We start from the raw sequence: 17,007 nt of genomic DNA, 5'->3' as shown, positions 1-17,007 counted from the left end.
GGTTGCCCCCGGACGGGCCCTTCAGGCCCTTCTGGTGACGGCGGTCGCGCCCGGCTGTCCGTTGGCTCACCGGCCCAGGCCGGCGGCTTTGACCTCCCGCCGGGCGAGAACGTCCGCGCAGCGGTCGTCCATCTGTCGCAGTGCGTCGCGGCGGTCCCGTCGGGAGAGCCGGTCGAGATAGGTATGCCCGAGGAGGTGATCGGTCTCGTGCTGCAGACACCGGGCGAAATATCCCATTCCCTCGATCACGAGGGGAGTGCCGTCCTTGTCGAAGCCACGCACGACGGCACGATCGGTCCGCGGGACCGCCATGGCAGCACCGGGCACGGACAGGCACCCTTCGAAGTCGTCGACGAGTCGGCGGTGGCCGGCCTCGGGCTGGTCGAGAACGGGGTTGACGATGTGGCCGACATGCCGGACTCCGTCGTCGTCCGGGCAGTCGTACACGAAAAGGCTCAGGTCGACGCCGACCTGATTGGCAGCCAGGCCGGCGCCGTCGGCCACCCACATGGTCAGGAACATGTCGTCGATCAGCGCCGACAGCTCGACGGTGCCGAACTCGGTCACCTCACGGCATCGACGGTTGAGGACTTCCTCGCCCACCCTCGTGATCCGGCGTACCGAGCCCCGGCCGGCTTCCGGAGGCAGGGCCGGACAGGAGCCGACCGGCTCGCCCTGGACACGGACCCGCCGGTCGGCGCCGCGAGGTTGCTCGGGAGGGAGGGGCATCGTGGTCTTTCCTTCGTGTGGGGCCAAGGCGGCAGCGGCAAGCCGAAGTCGGCGTGGAGTACGGCTGGTTGCGAAGTTCTTTGCAAAGTAGCAGACTTTGCAAAGTGACTGAAGAACACGTCGACCGCCCGGCCGGCCGTCCCTCCACGGTCGGTGAGGGATTGCGCGAGCACGAGGTCCGCACGGCCCTGCTCGACCTGCTTGCCGAGGTCGGCGCCGTCACGGCGACCGAAGCGGCCGCCCGGCTGGGCTACAGCTCCGGACTCTGCTCATTCCATCTACGGCAGCTCGCCCGCCACGGCCACATCGAAGAAGCCCCTCACAGGGGAGGCCGCGCACGTCCTTGGCGTCTGAGCCGGCCGGCTGCCGCGTCCGACGCGTCCGACACATCCGACACGTCCACGGAGGATTTCGGCGACCTCGCCCGCGGTCTGGAGGACGAGAGCTGGCAGCACTGGCTCGACCGGCGGGAGCAGGCACCGGCCGAGTGGCGCCGTGATGAAGCGTTCAGTGCCGTCGCCTATCTGACACCCGAGGAGATGAGCCGGATGGCAGCGGTGATCCGAGGGGCACTCGCCCCCTATCAGGACCGCGACCACCGGCCGCTGGCTCGCCCCGAGGGCGCCCGGCCGGTCGCCCTGATCGCCCGGCTGTTCCCTCTGCTTCCCCACCCGGCGGACGACGCGGACGAGGGCTGAGAGTCCGAGGTCCGTCCGCGGCGCGTGTGTGCTTGTGGCCCCGCGCTATTGCCCCGGCTTGGGACGGGCGGGCGTCAACTCCGACGTCAGAGCTGCTGATCCAGGTGGGCCGACCGCCTGCCCGACGCTCAGGGATCTTGAACCACGGTTCCCTGGTGGTAGAGAACCGTCCAGCCGTCGGCCCCCTGTCGCCAGATGGTTGCCCGCCGTGTTCTCCGTCCGTTGAGGATCAAGGTGTACGTCAACAGATAGACGTCTGCGGCCAGTTCCTGACAGCGGAAGCCGGACGCCTCCCACTCCTCGGCCGGCGGGGCCTTGTAGCGCTCTTCCAGGACATCGAGCACATGCGCGCGGCTGTAGCACTCTCCTGACGCTCCTGTCTCCCAGAAATCCGGCGCTGTCATGGCCTCGAAATCGGCCCTTGTCGTTCCGAACTCGGGCCGGTGGAAGAGCGGTTCCCTACGGACGAGATCGTCGAGGACACCGCGTAGTCGCTCGTCGGTCGCGAGGCCGGGTTCCATCTTCGCCTCCTGCTCGGTGAGGGGCCGGACGAACAGGGCGATCGCCATCACGAGCGACGTTACCGCCTGCCGGAAGGGACCGAGCTCGTGGGCAACAACCCCCGTGTCTGGTCAGGACAGTCCACTCCGCAAAGACCGTTGGTGGTGCAGCCCGTCAAGCCTGCCAACCCCGTCATGAACGGGCTTGCCGGCCGCTCCACGATGCAGTGGCGCTCTGGCCGTTCCCCGGCATCATGCCGGTCCCGCCCACGCCTCGGCTCCGAACGTGCCCTTCACGTCGGATGCGAGGGTGGAGGCGTCCACCGTGGCCTGCAGTGCGTACACGGTCGTCTTGTGTGCGCCGCGGACGCTGAGGTGGACCGGGCTGTCGCCCGGGTGGTCGGCAAGGATGCGCTTCAGACTCCTGACGGACTGCTCGGTGATCCGGTGGGCGGGGAGGGCGAGCCGCACGGGGGGTTTCCCGCCGTGCTCGGCGGAGGACACGTCCAGTACCGCGAGTTCTCCGCCGAAGACGTTCACGGTTCCGTCCCGGTCCGCCAACCTGCCTTTGACGGAGACGACGTTGTCCTCGGCCAGCGCGTGCTGCACGAGTTGGTAGGCGGCGGGGAAGAAGAGTACTTCGATGCCGGCATCACGGTCTGCGAGGTGCACGATGGCCCAGGCGTTGCCCTGTTTGGTCATCTTGAGCTGGATACCGGTGATCAGCCCGGAGAGCCGCACCTCCCCGGTGGTGCGCCCGGAGGCGAGCAGTTCCGCGAGGGAGCAGTCCCGGGCGCCGGAGAGGATGTGCTCGGCACCGTCCAGCGGGTGGGCCGAGACGTAGAGGCCGAGCATGTCGCGTTCGGTCGCCAGGAGCTGTCTGCGGGGCCACTCTGTCTCGTCGATCGGGAAGTCGAGACCGAAGGCGGGTCCGCTGCTTCCTTCGCCACTTCCTTCACCACTTGCTGCGCCGCCCAGGCCGGCGAAGAGATCGTCCTGTCCGAAGCTCGCCGCTTTCTTCACGGGGATGATGGCGTCGATGGCGCTCTCTTGGACGGCGGTGAGGCCCTTGCGGGAATGCTCCAGGGAGTCGAAGGTGCCGGCCTTGATCAGGGACTCCACAGCTCGCTTGTTCAGTGCGGGCAGGCCGGCCTTGTCGAGGAAGTCGGAGAAGGAGGTGAATTTCCCTTTCCGGCGGCGGGCATCGACGATGGCCTCGATGACGTGGTCGCCGACATTGCGCACGGACCGCAGCCCGAACCGTACGTCGTCACCGACGGCGGTGAATTCGGCCACGGACTCGTTCACGTCGGGCTGGAGGACCCGGACGCCGTTCTTGCGGGCGTCGGCGAGATAGACCGCGGCCTTGTCCTTGTCGTCGCCGACCGAGGTCAGCAGGGCGGCCATGTACTCGGCCGGGTAGTTGGCCTTGAGATAGGCGGTCCAGTACGAGACGAGGCCGTAGCCGGCGGTGTGGGACTTGTTGAACGCATAGCCGGAGAACGGGAGCATGACGTCCCACAGAGCCTTGATGGCTCCCTCGCTGTACCCGTTGCCCCGCATGCCGTCGTGGAACTTGTCCCACTCCGCGGCCAGCACCTCCGGTTTCTTCTTGCCCATCGCACGTCGCAGCAGGTCGGCGCCGCCGAGGGTGTACCCGGCCAGTTCCCGGGCGATGGCCATGATCTGCTCCTGGTAGACGAGCAGATGGAAGGTGTTGCCGAGGATCGGCTCCAGCGCGTCGCGCAGCTCGGGGTGGATCGGGGTGATCTCCTGGCGGCCGGTCTTACGGTGCGCGTAGTGCGTGTGTGCGTTGGCCGCCATGGGGCCGGGCCGGTAGAGGGCGTTGACCGCCGCGATGTCCTCGAACCGGGTGGGTTCCATCTGTTTCAGCAGCACGCGCATGCCGCCACCGTCGAGCTGGAAGACACCGAAGGTGTTGCCCTCGGCCAGCAGCCGGTACGTCCTGGCGTCGTCCAGCGGGATCACGACGGTGGACGGGTCGCCGTCCAGGGGATCCACGGTGGCCAGACTGATGCCCCGGTTCTCGCGGATGTTCTCGATCGCCTGGTCGATCACACCCAGGTTCCGCAGCCCCAGGAAGTCCATCTTGATCAGACCCATGTCTTCGCAGGACGGGTAGTCGAAGCCAGTGATCTTCACGCCGTCCGAGGCACGCATGTGCAGCGGGATGCGGTCGGTGAGCTTCGTCTTGGAGAGGATCACCGCCGCGGCGTGCACACCGGTACCGCGGGTGAGGCCCTCCACCCCGCGGGCGGTGTCGATGACCCGCCTCACCTCCTGTTCGTTGTCATACATCTGCCGGATCTCGCCGGCCTCGCCATACCGCTCGTGGGAGGGGTCGAAGACGGCGGCCAGCGGGGCGGACTTGCCGTTCTGGTCCGGCGGAAGCGCCTTGGTGATCCGCTCGCCATGGGCATAGGGGTAGCCGAGGATGCGCGAGGAGTCCTTGATCGCGTTCTTGGCCTTGATCCTGCCGAACGTGTTCACCATGGCGGTGTACTCCTCGCCGTACTTCTCGGTGACATAGCGGACCATCCGGTCGCGCTGGCGGTCGTCGAAGTCGAGGTCCACATCCGGCGGGTTGATGCGCTCGGGATTCAGGAACCGCTCGAACAGCAGGCCGTGCTCCAGGGGGCACAGCTCGGTGATGCGGGTGGCGTAGGCGACGAGGGAACCGGTGGCCGAGCCCCGGCCCGGACCGAGCGGGATCTTGTGCTCCCGGGCGTGGCGGCAGATGTCCGCCACGACGAGGAAGTAGGAGCTGAAGCCCATGGGGCCGATGACCGACATCTCGGTCTCGAAGCGGTCCACGATGTGCCGGGGGACCGGGTGCCCGTAGCGCATCGCCAGCCCCTGGAGGACTTCCCTGCGCAGCCACGACTCCTGCGTTTCGCCTTCGGGCACGTCCGGGAACTGCGGCATCTCGTCGACGTAGTCGAAGACCTCGTCATAGGACTCGATGCGCTCGGCGATCAGCAGGGTGTTGTCACAGGCTTCCGGAAGCTCCGAGAACAGACCGCGCATCTCGGCGGCGCTCTTGAGGTAGTAGCCGGAGCCGTGAAAACGGAAGCGGCCCGCGTCGTCCTTGTTCTTGCCGACACCGATGCACAGCAGGCTGTCGTGAGCGTCGGCCTGGTCCTCGGTGACATAGTGCGCGTCATTGGTGGCCAGGAGGGGCATGTTCAGTTCCCCGGCCAGACGCAGCAGGCCCTCACGCACCTCACGTTCGATGTCCAGACCGTGGTCCATCAGCTCCAGGAAGTAGTTCTCGCGGCCGAAGATCTCCTGGTAGGCCGCGGCAGCAGCCTTCGCCTCGTCATACTGGTTCAGCCGCAGGCGGGTCTGGACCTCGCCGGAGGGGCAGCCGGTGGTGGCGATGACTCCGTCCGGCCGCTGCGCGATCAACTCCCGGTCCATGCGCGGCTTTCCGGCAGGGAACTGCCCCTCATAGCTGGCCTGTGTGCTGAGCCAGAACAGGTTCCGCAGGCCCTGGACGTTCCGCGCCCACATGGTCATGTGAGTGAAGCGGCCGCCACCGGACACATCCTTCGACCCCTCACCGTCCGCGCTCGTGGCGCGACGGCCTCCCGGCCCCCAGAACTCCTGCTTCCGGACAAAGCGAGAGGAGGGCGCCACGTACGCCTCGATGCCGATGATCGGCCTGATCCCTTCGAAGCCCTTCGCGACCTGCGCGAACTCGTAGGCGCCGAACATGTTGCCGTGGTCGCTCATGGCGATGGCGGGCATCCCCTGCCGGGCCACCTCGGCGAACATCGGCTTCAATTTCTGTGCGCCGTCCAGCATGGAGTATTCGGTGTGATTGTGCAGGTGCACGAAGGAATCCGGCATGAGTGGTCGCCTCCGGGGTGAGTAGGGAGCCCCATCCCGGTCCGAGACGCGATGGTGGCCTTGGCGGTGGCCGTCCGCACCGGCAGTGGCAGAGGGGCGGACGGCCCGACCCGTCGCGGTGCGGTCGCGCCGACGGGTCGGCCAAGGGGCCGAACCGGCCGCGCGCGCAATCCGTCCGAGCCCTTGCAGTGCAGGTCCGCAGCCACCCGGCTGCCGGGCAGCACGCCTCCTGTCGCGCTGTTTGCGAAACCGCACGTTGACCAGAGACATCAAAGCGAGCAAGGACTACCGGAATCAAACAACCATTTCACCGACCGGACTCAACGAATGGTTGTCCACCTAGAATGGCCGGCGTGGACCTCATCGCCGTGCGCACCTTCGTCACCGCCGTGGACGCGGGACAGTTCCAAGAAGCCGCCGCCCACTTGTCGATCACCCCACAGGCCGTCTCCAAGCGCATCGCCGTGCTGGAAAAGGACCTCGGTGTGCAGCTGTTCAGCCGTACGGCCCGCGGAGCCCGGCTGACCATCGACGGGCAGGCGTTCCTGCCTTACGCCCGGACCCTCCTCCAGGCCGAGGAACGGGCAGCCGCTTCCGTGCGGCCAGGGCGCCGGGCGCTGCGCGTCGACGTGATCGGCCGCCGGCTCTCCGTGGCGGGCCTGCTGCGCGACTTCCACCGCGCATATCCCGGGACCGATCTCGATGTCGTGACCCTGTTCGACTCCGACACGGCCATCGCCGCCGTCCGGGACGGGATGATCGACGCGACCTTCCGCGCCGTGACCATGCCGGGCCGGCAGCTCCCTGACGGAATCGAGGCCACTTTGGTCCTTGACGAACCGCTCCACCTGTTCACCGGACCGGCGCACGAGTTCGCCGCCGCCCGCGCGATCGCTCCCGCCCAGCTCGCCGGGCGCCGCATCTGGATGCCCGGCAACCTGCCCGGCACCGAATGGGCCGCCTACTATGACGAACTCGCCGCCACATTCGGTCTCACCATCGACGCCATCGGCCCCAACTTCGGCATCGAGCACCTCCTCGACACGATCGCCGACTCCTCGACACTGGCGACCTTCGTCAGCGAGCAGACTCCGCTGGTCTGGCCTGCCGGCCACGACTTGCGGCGGATCCCCCTGCACGACCCGACCCCGGTCTACCCGCACTCACTGATCTGGCGCACCGACAACCCGCACCCCGCCCTCACCGCACTGCGTCACCACCTCACCTCCGCATACCCGGGCCGCCCCGACAGCGGGACCTGGACACCGAAGTGGGCCCAGGACGCCACACCGCCGAACTAGGTGTGCTGTCCCGGGACGTTGGTGACAGGCCCTGACGGTTCGTTGGCCGCCGGGCCACCTGCGCGGGCCGGTTGGAGACGCCCCGTCAGTTGCCGTTACGTGCCTGACAGATGGGCGCACTGTGACCGGTCCGGAACTTCCGGGCGATCGTGTCGATCACCTCCGACGACCAGCACGACCAGCTGTTTCCCACGAGGTCGTAGTTCCCGGAGCGGACGGCCGTCCCTCCGGAGTATGACGTGGGAGCCAGTCGTGGCACTTCAGGTCAGTCCGTTGATGAGTCCCTGTGGGGGAGGACGGCACTGACCTGTGCATTCGAGGATGGGGACGTCGAAGCCTCCCCACGTTTTCCACGATCCAGGAGTTCGCATGCCCCCCACGGCAGCCCTGCAGGGCGCCCCGCGCTTCCCCGCTACCCCCTCAACCCGCCGCGAGATCCCCGCCGATGCCCTGGCCGACCTCTCCGTCCTCGCGCCCTGGTGGCACTGACCACGCCCCAGAACCACGGCCGGTGTTGCGGGAACGCGTAGTCGGCCGTTGCATCCCCCGCCTGACGCATTCCGCCGGAGCGTACCCCGAGACCCGTCCCCGGACGGCCAGGTAAAGACGAAGAATTCTGCCGGTCAAGAACTCGAACTCCCCTTGTCAGCAAGGCCTGATCCCCTGTCCCTCAAACGGCGGTTGATGCACACGGCCGCCTCGCATCCTCTTAGGTATTTCCTTTCCTCATGAATGAAAACACCCCTCACGATCACGCCCGGGCTCAGCGTGCGACCGCAGGCTGGGCATTCTTGGCTGAATCGATACGAAATCATCGCACGGTCGGTTCCATCGCCCCCAGCAGCAAGTCGCTGGCCGGCCTGCTGGCTGCCCCCTTGCGTGAACGAGCGCCGCGGATCTCGAATGTCCTGGAAGTAGGGGCGGGTACCGGCTCGGTCACACGCGTCCTGCTTCCCCGGATGTCTCGGGGAAGCCGCCTGGACATCGTGGAAGCCAACGCCCATTTCGCCGCGCACCTGCGTCACCTGGTTCGCGGCTACCCGCACTTGCAGGAAAAGCAGGAGCAAGTGCGCGTCCATCACCTGTGTGTTGAACAGCTCGTCACCGACCGCCGCTATGACGTGATCGTCTCCGGCCTGCCGTTCTCCAACTTCTCCCCCCGGCAGGTTGAGGAGATCATGGGCCACTACTTTCACCTGCTCCGACCCGGGGGCACGCTCACTTACTTTTCCTATCGCGGCAGTCGCTTCGTCCGCACCTTTCTGACCTCCCGCCCGGAAGCCCGCCGCCAACGCGACGTAAAAGATCTGTTGAACCAGTATCACCACCGGTACGCGACGGGTTGTTGGACCGTATGGGGAAATCTGCCGCCCGCGCAGGTGTGGCAACTGCGCCGACCCCTCGAAGCTGTCAAAGCCTCCGGCGTATTGCCTCTCCAGCCGGACATAAAGCGATGAATGCCTTCCCCGGTCTGCTCAGTCAGGTTCCGTCTGCCACCGCCTACACGGTGCTGGCCGCGGCAATCATTGCGGAGTCCATTTTGCTCGTGGGTGCCGTCATCCCCACTCTCGCTCTCATGCTCACCGCGGGAGCCTTGGCCCGTACCGGCGGCATGAATCTGTTGTGTGTCATCGCGGTCGCCGCCGGCGCTGTCATGATCGGGGACGCACTTGGCCATCGAACCGGCTACCTGTTGGGTAATCGCCTCCGTACCGGGAAGCTCGGCCGCCGCATTCCTGCCTCGGCGTGGCAGCGAGCCGAAACCCTCATGGACAAGCGCGCCGGCCAAACCCTCCTGATCTTTCGTTTTGTGCCTGTGATGCGGACCCTCGCCCCGCACCTGGCCGGCGTCGTTGGCCTGCCGTACCGCCATATCGCCCCGTACAGTGCGCTGGCCTCGGTCGCGTGGGCGAGCGCGGAAAGCGGCGCGGGCTACACAGCGGCTTTCTCCCTCCAGCACCTCTCCGTGATCGGAGGGCCATAGCCGTCGGAACCGCCCGCCGGGGTGCCGCTGTGGCACGACGGCCCGGGTTTGGCGGCCGGTGGCTTGGTGGTACCGATGGGCCGTCGCTGCAGGTGGCGGCCTGGGCCGTGGTCGCGAAACGGGTGGTCACGCCGGAGCGTGTCGTGAGATGGGTGTCGATGATGTCTGATGTGGACGAGCCGCGCGGTGTGGTGTTGGTAGTGGGAGCCACCGGACAGCAGGGCGGGGCCGTGGCTCGTCATCTGCTCGCGGCGGGCCGGCCCGTGCGGGCTCTGACCCGCCATCCGGACAAGCCGGCCGCGCGTGCCCTCGCGGATCAGGGTGCGCACGTGGTGGCCGGAGATCTGGGGGACGCGGAGTCGTTGCGCGGCGCTCTGGCGGGCGTGGACGCGGTGTTCTGCGTCACGCAGTTCTTCGAGGCGGGCTACGAGGGCGAGGTGCGGCAGGGCAAGCTCATGGTGGACCTTGCGGCACAGGCGGGCGTGGAGCACTTCGTGTTCAGCTCGGTGGGCAGCGCCGACAAGAACACCGGTATTCCACACTTCGAGAGCAAGTACGAGGTCGAGCGATACCTGGCGGAGAGTGCCGTTCCTTTCACTGTGCTGCGGCCGGTGTTCCTGATGGAGAACTGGGAGTCCCGGCGGCCGGAGATCACGGAAGGATCCCTGGTGACGCCGTTGTCGCCGGACCGGCCGGTGCAGCAGGTCAGCGTGGCGGACGTCGGTGCATTGTGCCTGTTGGCTCTGAGCCGGCCCGAACAGTGGAAGGGACGCGCGGTGGACCTGGCCGGCGACGAGTTGTCGATGGCACAGACGGCCGAGGCCTTCGCCGGCGTCCTGCAGCGGAAGGTGGAGGTACGGGGGATCTCCTGGGAGGACTTCCGCGCGCAGCAGGGCGAGGAGATGTACGCGATGCACCGCTGGTTCGAGACCACCGGCTATGAAGCCGATGTGAGTCGGCTGCGTGCGGTGCATCCCGGGATGCTGTCGTTGGCCGAGTACCTGCGCAGGAGTCGGTGGCAGGCGTGATCGTGGTGGCCGGTGGCTGGTGGCCGGTGGCCGGCGGCCTTCGCGCCGACGAGTGGAGGGTGCATCGCGCCGGCGCCCGTAGTGGGCACACACACCGCCGTCCCGCCTGACGTCACATCAAGGAAGCGCGCGACCAGGCGGTTTGCGGCGGCACCGCGATCGAAAGGCCCCCGCGGCCGGCCGCGCCGGTACGTCAGGGGGACGCCGCAGGCGCCTCGTACGGCAGCGCGACAACCTGCCCATGGTCCGCCGTCGGCGGGCGGACGCCGGCGGCCCGGCCGCGTCAGGCGACGCCGAGTCCGGTGATCAGGGACCGGACCACCATGTCGGCTCCCTGAGGGCTGCTCAGTTCGGGCATCTCATGTGAAGCGTTCCCGTTGCTCACGGGGAAGCGAAGCCAAGGCGTCGACGAGGACTCGCTTCCGGGGGACGTGCACCATATGGCCGGAGTAGATCCGGCGACCGGAACACCAGGCGAGTCCCACACACCGCTCGAACACGGCGGACCCGGGCGGATGGAAGCGGTACCGGTACGAGCGGACGGGCGTTCCGCAGGCGGCGCAGATCCGTCGACCCCCGTCGGCGACCGTGTCCCAGGTCCCGACCTTGAGCCAGTGCTGCCGTCCGGCCGGTGCTCTTCGAGTCGTCATGCCGTGCGTTCTCTACGGGGGGAGGGGAAGAGCTGTTGCAGGCCGCGGAGGTGTACGCGAGGTCATCACACCACGGAGACGATGCTGCCGGGCCCCTCGCCGGCCGCGACGGTGCCAGGTGACCGCCCTTCGGTAGGAGGTCAGGTCGCCCGATGCCGATCGCCGTTCGCCGGGAGGTGTTCCTCTGCCCAGACGATCTTGCCGTCGGTCGTGTAGCGGGTGCCCCAGCGGTGGGCCAGCTGCGCCACGAGGAAAAGGCCGCGGCCGTCTTCGTCGGTGGTCCGTGCGTGGCGCATGCGGGGGGAGCTGCTGCTGGCGTCGGAGACTTCGCAGATGAGCGCATCCTGCCGGATCAGGCGCAGCCGGATGTGTCCGTTGCCGTAGCGGATGGCGTTGGTGACGAGCTCGCTGACGATCAGCTCGAAGGTGAAGATCAGGCTGTCCAGTCCCCAGGCGGTGAGGCGGTCGGCGGTCAGGGAGCGGGCGTCAGCGACGACCGACGGGTGGGAGGCCAGCTCCCAGGTGGCCACTTGGTCCTCGTAGAGGGCGTGGGTGCGGGCCAGGAGCAGCGCGACGTCGTCGTCGGGACGGCCGGTGAGCACGTCGTTCAGGACGGTTCCGCAGAGTTCGTCGAGCCGCGCCCCGGGGGAGGCCAGTGCGGTACGCAGCCGGGTAAGGCCCAGGTCCATGTCCTGGTCGCGCGTTTCTATCAGGCCGTCGGTGTACAGGGCGAGGACGCTGCCGTCGACGATGTCGACCTCGGCGGATTCGAAGGGCAGGGCGCCCAGACCGAGCGGAGGCCCCGCGGGCAGGTCGGGGAAGGTCACCGAGCCGTCCGGGGTGATCACTGCGGCAGGGGGATGGCCGGCGCGGGACATGGTGCACGTGCGGGTGGCCGGGTCGTATACGACGTACAGGCAGGTGGCGCCGAGCGCGGCGGGGGTCATCGACGGGTCGGCGGTCTGCTCCTCGTCGATCAGGCGCAGTACCAGGTCGTCGAGGTGGGCCAGCAGCTCGTCCGGGGGCAGGTCCATGTCCGCCAGGGTGCGAACGGTGGTGCGAAGCCGCCCCATGGTGGCTGCGGCGTCGATCCCGTGGCCCACGACGTCTCCGACGACCATGGCGACCCGGGCGCCGGACAGGGGTATCACGTCGCACCAGTCGCCGCCCGCGCCATCGGAGGCATGAGCGGGCAGGTAGCGCCAGGCGACATCGAGAGTGCTGCCGCCGGTGAGACTGCGCGGGAGCAGGCTGCGCTGCAGGGCCAGCGCGGTGCTGTGCTGCCGGGTGTAGCGGCGGGCGTTGTCGATGCTCACCGCCGCGCGGGCCACGACCTCTTCCGCGAGCAGCAGGTCGTCCTGCTCGAAGGGGTCGCGCAGCTGCCAGCGGATGAACCTGACGACGCCCAGGACATCGCCGAGGGCGAGGATCGGGACGAGTATCAGGGAGCAGAAACCGAACTCCTGGATTTTCGCGGTCCGGGCCGGGTCGGTGGCGAACCAGCTGCTGGTTGACGCGCCCGGCATGGCTTCCAGGCGGGGGCGCCCGTCCTGCATGCACTGCATTTCGGGTGAGTCGGGATGGAAGGTGACGGCCTGCCCGGTCGCCGCGACCGATTCGGGAACGCCTTCGTGGATCGACTGCTGGCCCGCACGCCGCATCTGCGGCGGATGGAGGGGAGCCCCAGAACGCGGTGTGTCACCGCGTATCACCGATTCCAGGAGGTCGACGGCGACGAAGTCGGCCAGCCGCGGCACGCTGATGTCGGCCAGCGTCTGTGCGGTGTGCATGACGTCCAAGGTGCTGCCGGTCTGTGCTCCGACCTCGTTCAGCAAGGCGAGCCGTTCCCGGGCCCGCCAGCGGTCGGTGACGTCGAGGACGATGAAGGACACGCCCAGCACCCGGTTCGCGGCATCGTGAAGCCGGAACACGGACAGCGAGTAGGCGTGCGGCCGGTGCGGGTGTGCCTTCGTGCCGCCTCGCAGCAGGTGATCGACCAGGGGCCGGCCGGTATCGAGCACCTCCCGCGTACGCGACTCGATCCCCTCGGCATCCAGCCTGAGGTCCAAGAGCGGCAGCACGTCCCGCAGGCGCTTGCCCAACCGCTGGTCACGGGGGAGGCCTCCGAGGCGCTCCAGAGCCGTGTTGACCCAGACAAAGCGCAGATCCCGGTCCAGCACGGCCATACCCGCCGGGGAAAGGGCGAGGATCCGCTCCAGCATCGGAGGGTTCGCAGGCCACCACTCGTCCCCCGGCCCCGGGCCGCGGCCGGCTGCACCTGCGCTGTTGGAGGTGTCGCTTTCGGAGGTGTCGCTGTCGGAGGTTTCCATGTGCACTACACCGTCGTCTGTGAGAGGCAGCACCTGATCCGTCCGGCGCGCCGGGGCTTCCAGACCGCGTCAGACGCTCCTGATTCAAGGGTCTCACCGGCCTGTGAAGTCGTCGCACTGTCTTCTGCCGCCGGCCTCCTGCGCTCACCAGCGCCCGTGCGCCCGCCGGGACAGCGGGGGTCTCCCGGACCGTGCCCGACGAGGGGTACCACGGTCACGCCCAGGCCTGCAGCAAGCCTCACACCTCCCCGTCCCGGCGCCCTCCCCGCGGCAGTGTGAGCGTCGCGCCCGCCGTCAGTACGAGCCCGGCCGCCGCGAGCAGCATGCTCCACCGCATTCCTGCCAGGAACGTGTCCGCCCCCGCCAGCAGCGCTCCGAAGACCGCCACCGCGATCGCTCCGCCGACCTGGCGGCCGGTGTTGAGCACGGCGGACGCGGTGCCTGCCCGGTCCGCGGGCACCACGTCGAGCAGCATGGCGGTCAGTGCCGGCACGGCCAGTGCCCCGCCGAGACCGACCGGCACCATGAGTGCCGCCACCGTCCACACATCGGTATGCGCACCGACCCCGAGCAGCGCCAGCAGCCCGGCCGTCCCGACCAGCTGTCCTGCCACCATCGGCACCCGCGGGCCGAACCGCGCGGCCAGCTTCGCCGAGGCCAGGTTCACCACGGCGACCAGTGCCGTCATCGGGATGAACATCAAGCCCGCCTGCAGCGCCGACTGCCCGCGCTCCTGCTGCAGGTACAGGCTGAAGATGAACACGCCTCCGTAGTAGGCGGCGTTGAGCATGAAGCCGACCACCAGGGACACCGCCACCACCCGCGAGCGGAACAGCGGCAGGGGGAGCATCGGGTGCGCGCTCCTGGCCTGCGCGGTGAGGAAGACGGCTGCCGCGACGGCGGCCACCAGCAGCGACGCCACCACGAGCGGCCGGCCGAATCCCTTGTCGCCGCCCTCGATCACGCCATACGTCAGCGAGCCCATCGCGACCACCGCCGTCACCTGCCCGACCACGTCCAGCCGTGCGGGCAGCCGCGGGGAGGCCGGCACCCGGGCCAGCAGGGCGAGCGCCAGCAGGCCCGCCGGGAGATTGACGAAGAAGATCCACCGCCAGCCCACGGTAGCGGTGAGCGCCCCGCCGAGCACCGGCCCGGCCGCCACCGCGACCGCGCCGCCCACGGTCCAGATGGCGATCGCCTGCGCCCGCTTCGCCTGGTCGGGGAAGCCCTGCCGGACCAGCGCCAGCGACGCCGGCATCATCACCGCCGCCGCGGCCCCCTGCACCAGCCGCGCCGCCACCAGCACACCGAGGCCGGGCGCCAGTCCGCACGCGGCCGAGGCCAGCGCGAAGACCACCAGCCCGCCGCCGTACGCCTGTCGGGCCCCGATGCGGTCGGAGAGGGCGCCTGCGGAGAGCATCAGGGCGGCGAATACCAGCGTGTATCCATCCACCATCCATTGCAGGCCGGACATGCCGCCGCCGAGGCTGCGGCCGATGTCGGGCAGTGCGACGGTGACGATCAACGCATCCAGCGAGATGAGGAAGAAGCCGAGCAGGGCGGCGCCGAGCACCACGGTGGATCCACCCAGGGCCGCCTCCGGCGTATCGGCCGCGGCGCCGGCGGCAGGGGAGGACTTGAGCAGGGATTTCATCAGGGCACTCCTGAGTCCTTCTGGAAGGTGTACAAGCGAGAGGGGAGGTCAGGGGCGACCGCTGACAAGCCGGCTGGCAGCGGGCGCACTTGGTGTGTTGACGTGGGCGGATACCGGGCGGTGGGAGCTCCGCCGCCCGGCGTAGTGGTACGTGCTCGACAGCCGGCTGCCGCCGGCCTGCGGCGGGCAGAGACGCGTACGGGTTCCGGGACCGCAGAGGAACGGGCTCCGCCCGCGCTGACAGGTCCCCCGCGTCGCCCCGCGCCGCCCGGACCGTCACTGAGTGTCGAAGTCCGTCCCTCGAGAGACCTTCTCCCACACAGCGAGCTCGGCCCGCACCGAGTCCAGGTGCCCGACGAGGAAGTCCACCGCGTCGCCGCCGAGGGCGAGCCGCAGCGGGGTTTCCTCGGCGTCCAGGGCCAGCCGGATCGCCGCCGCGGCCTTCACCGGGTCCCCGGGCTGGGGCCCGTCGCCCTCCTGCAGCAGCTTCCGAGTGGCGCCGACCTTCTCCGCGTACGCCGGGTGCTCCTGGGAGAAGTAGGCCGCGCCCTTGCCGAACAGGTTGGTCCGGAACGCGCCGGGCTCCACGATCAGCACCTTGATGCCGAACGGCGCCACTTCGTCGGCCAGGCCCTCCGACAACTGCTCCAGCGCCGCCTTGGTCGCGCTGTACGCGGAGAACCCGGCGAAGGACAGCTGTCCGCCGAAACTGCTCATGTTCACGATCGATCCGCTGCCCCGCTCCCGCATCTGCGGCAGCAGCGCCCGGGTCAGCCGCGCCGGGCCGAACACGTGCAGCTCGAACAGGTCGCGCAGCTCCCGGTCGGTGGTCTCCTCGAACGCCCCGACCTGCGTGCGCCCGGCGTTGTTCACCAGCACGTCCACCCGGCCGTAGCGAGCCAGGACGTCAGCGGCCACCACGTCGATCCGCCCGCCGTCGGTAATGTCCAGGCCGATCGCCTCCACCCGGTCGGGGTGCGCGGCGACCAGGTCGGCCAGCGCCTCGGCCCGTCGGGCCGTGCCGACCACCGTGTCACCGGCGGCGATCGCGGCCTCGGCGATGGCCCGCCCGAAACCGCTGCTCGCGCCGGTGACCAGCCAGACCTTGCCGTTCTCGGTCATCTCTTCGTCTCCTTGGTCAACTGCCGTTCGGGACTTGCCCGCCCACAGCTCCCATCCTTCGCCGGGGTCCGGGACCACGTCCAAGATCCGTTGTGATAGCTATCGGTTATGGATGTCCATGGACGCGATCTCCGCTACTTCGCCGCAGTAGCCGAGGAGTTGAACTTCACCCGGGCCGCCGAGCGGCTGTTCGTCTCCCAGCCCGCGCTCAGCAAGCAGATACGGATGCTGGAGAAGCAGCTCGGCGCGCGTCTGTTCCATCGCGACCGGCGAGTGGTGCAGTTAACCGTGGTGGGGGAAGCCCTGCTGCCGCACGCCCGCGGGATGCTGGCCGCATGGGAGGCCGCCGAGACAGCGGTGGAGGAGGCGAGGGCCGCCGGACTGCACACCCTGGTGATCGGCATGTCCACCAGCCCGGGCCGCGGGCTGCTGCCCGCCTTGCGGACCCGGCTGGTCTCCCGGCATCCGCACGCACGGCCCGTCCTGCGGCAGGTCAACTGGGTCGATCCCAGTGCAGGGTTGGCGGACGGATCCAGCGATGTCGCCTTCGTCTGGCTGCCGCTGCCGGACGGCGACCGCTACCGGCATGCGGTAGTGGCTCAGGAGCCGCGCCTTGTGGCACTGCCGCAGGGTCACCCCCTGGCGGCGCGGGCCGCAGCCGATAGCGAGGGGGCGGTGGACTTCACCGATCTGATCGACGAGCCGTTCCTCGCCCTCCCCACCGAGGCCGGTCCGCTGCGGGACTACTGGCTGGCCCTGGACGCGCGGGACGGTCGCGCGCCGCTGATAGGCGGGGTGGTGGGCAGCGCCGAGGAGACTTACGAGGCGGTCGCCAACGGCCAGGGCGTGGCACTTCTGGCCACCGGCAACGCCCCACTGGTCGTCCGGGACGAGGTGATCGCCGTGCCGGTCCGGGGCATCTCCCCCTCCCGTCTGGCGGTAGCCGCCCGTCGGGACGACGAGCGGCCCTTGGTGGTGGCCTACCTGGCCGCGGCGGCAAAGGCGGGAGCCGGCACCTCTTGAACGAAGCCGCCCCCATGGCGCATGGGGTGAACCGGACGCCCGGGGGTGCCTTTGCTGGACAGCACGCGCAGGGGGACGGCGCATGGCTGCGGGGGAGTCACCCCTCGTCGTGGCT

Annotated in this window: 12 protein-coding genes; 6 read left to right on the top strand and 6 right to left on the bottom strand. The window is 69.0% G+C overall.

Going from position 1 to position 17,007, the window contains the following annotated elements; translation table 11 throughout:
* Positions 1-66 precede the first annotated feature (66 nt).
* Positions 67-729 (bottom strand): peptide deformylase, encoded by a 663-nt coding sequence (gene def, locus OHS81_RS00145; RefSeq protein ID WP_328381252.1) that lies wholly within the window; start codon positions 727-729, stop codon positions 67-69.
* Between the two features lie 104 nt (positions 730-833).
* Here def and OHS81_RS00140 point away from each other — a divergent pair, with 104 nt between their 5' ends.
* On the top strand, positions 834-1,427 hold the full coding sequence (locus tag OHS81_RS00140) for an ArsR/SmtB family transcription factor (RefSeq protein WP_328381250.1): 594 nt from the start codon (positions 834-836) through the stop codon (positions 1,425-1,427).
* A 128-nt stretch (positions 1,428-1,555) separates the two neighbouring features.
* Here OHS81_RS00140 and OHS81_RS00135 read toward each other — a convergent pair whose 3' ends face one another.
* Positions 1,556-1,996: a nuclear transport factor 2 family protein gene (locus OHS81_RS00135; RefSeq protein WP_328381248.1), complete on the bottom strand. Its 441-nt coding sequence runs from the start codon at positions 1,994-1,996 to the stop codon at positions 1,556-1,558.
* 183 nt (positions 1,997-2,179) lie between these two features.
* Positions 2,180-5,800 carry a DNA polymerase III subunit alpha gene (gene dnaE, locus OHS81_RS00130; protein WP_328381247.1) on the bottom strand — a complete coding sequence of 1,207 codons (3,621 nt, stop codon included), beginning with the start codon at positions 5,798-5,800 and terminating at the stop codon, positions 2,180-2,182.
* 353 nt (positions 5,801-6,153) lie between these two features.
* Between dnaE and OHS81_RS00125 the strand changes: the two genes are divergently transcribed.
* From OHS81_RS00125 to OHS81_RS00110, 4 genes are all read left to right on the top strand, one after another.
* Entirely contained in the window at positions 6,154-7,101 is a 948-nt protein-coding gene (locus tag OHS81_RS00125) for a LysR family transcriptional regulator (RefSeq protein ID WP_328381245.1), read from the top strand.
* A gap of 728 nt (positions 7,102-7,829) precedes the next feature.
* Entirely contained in the window at positions 7,830-8,558 is a 729-nt protein-coding gene (locus OHS81_RS00120; protein ID WP_328381243.1) for a class I SAM-dependent methyltransferase, read from the top strand.
* Entirely contained in the window at positions 8,555-9,085 is a 531-nt protein-coding gene (locus tag OHS81_RS00115) for a DedA family protein (RefSeq protein WP_328381241.1), read from the top strand. Before OHS81_RS00120 ends, OHS81_RS00115 begins: the two co-directional genes overlap by 4 nt.
* A gap of 158 nt (positions 9,086-9,243) precedes the next feature.
* Positions 9,244-10,113: an NmrA/HSCARG family protein gene (locus OHS81_RS00110; RefSeq protein WP_328390802.1), complete on the top strand. Its 870-nt coding sequence runs from the start codon at positions 9,244-9,246 to the stop codon at positions 10,111-10,113.
* Between the two features lie 790 nt (positions 10,114-10,903).
* Here OHS81_RS00110 and OHS81_RS00105 read toward each other — a convergent pair.
* From OHS81_RS00105 to OHS81_RS00095, 3 genes are all read right to left on the bottom strand, one after another.
* Positions 10,904-13,093, bottom strand: coding sequence for a SpoIIE family protein phosphatase (locus OHS81_RS00105; protein WP_328381239.1), 2,190 nt, complete (start codon positions 13,091-13,093; stop codon positions 10,904-10,906).
* Between the two features lie 238 nt (positions 13,094-13,331).
* The gene (locus OHS81_RS00100) at positions 13,332-14,747 is read right to left on the bottom strand and encodes an MFS transporter (protein WP_328381237.1); all 1,416 of its coding nucleotides are present in this window, start codon (positions 14,745-14,747) and stop codon (positions 13,332-13,334) included.
* 276 nt (positions 14,748-15,023) lie between these two features.
* Entirely contained in the window at positions 15,024-15,869 is an 846-nt protein-coding gene (locus OHS81_RS00095; protein WP_328381235.1) for an oxidoreductase, read from the bottom strand.
* Positions 15,870-15,977: 108 nt separating this feature from the next.
* Here OHS81_RS00095 and OHS81_RS00090 point away from each other — a divergent pair, with 108 nt between their 5' ends.
* On the top strand, positions 15,978-16,892 hold the full coding sequence (locus OHS81_RS00090) for a LysR family transcriptional regulator (RefSeq protein ID WP_328381233.1): 915 nt from the start codon (positions 15,978-15,980) through the stop codon (positions 16,890-16,892).
* Positions 16,893-17,007 lie beyond the last annotated feature (115 nt).

It is taken from the genome of Streptomyces sp. NBC_00400, assembly GCF_036048035.1.
In the GTDB taxonomy this organism is placed as follows: Bacteria; Actinomycetota; Actinomycetes; order Streptomycetales; family Streptomycetaceae; genus Streptomyces.
Note: the sequence above shows the minus strand (reverse complement) of the source record. Positions and strands in the feature narration are given on the sequence as shown.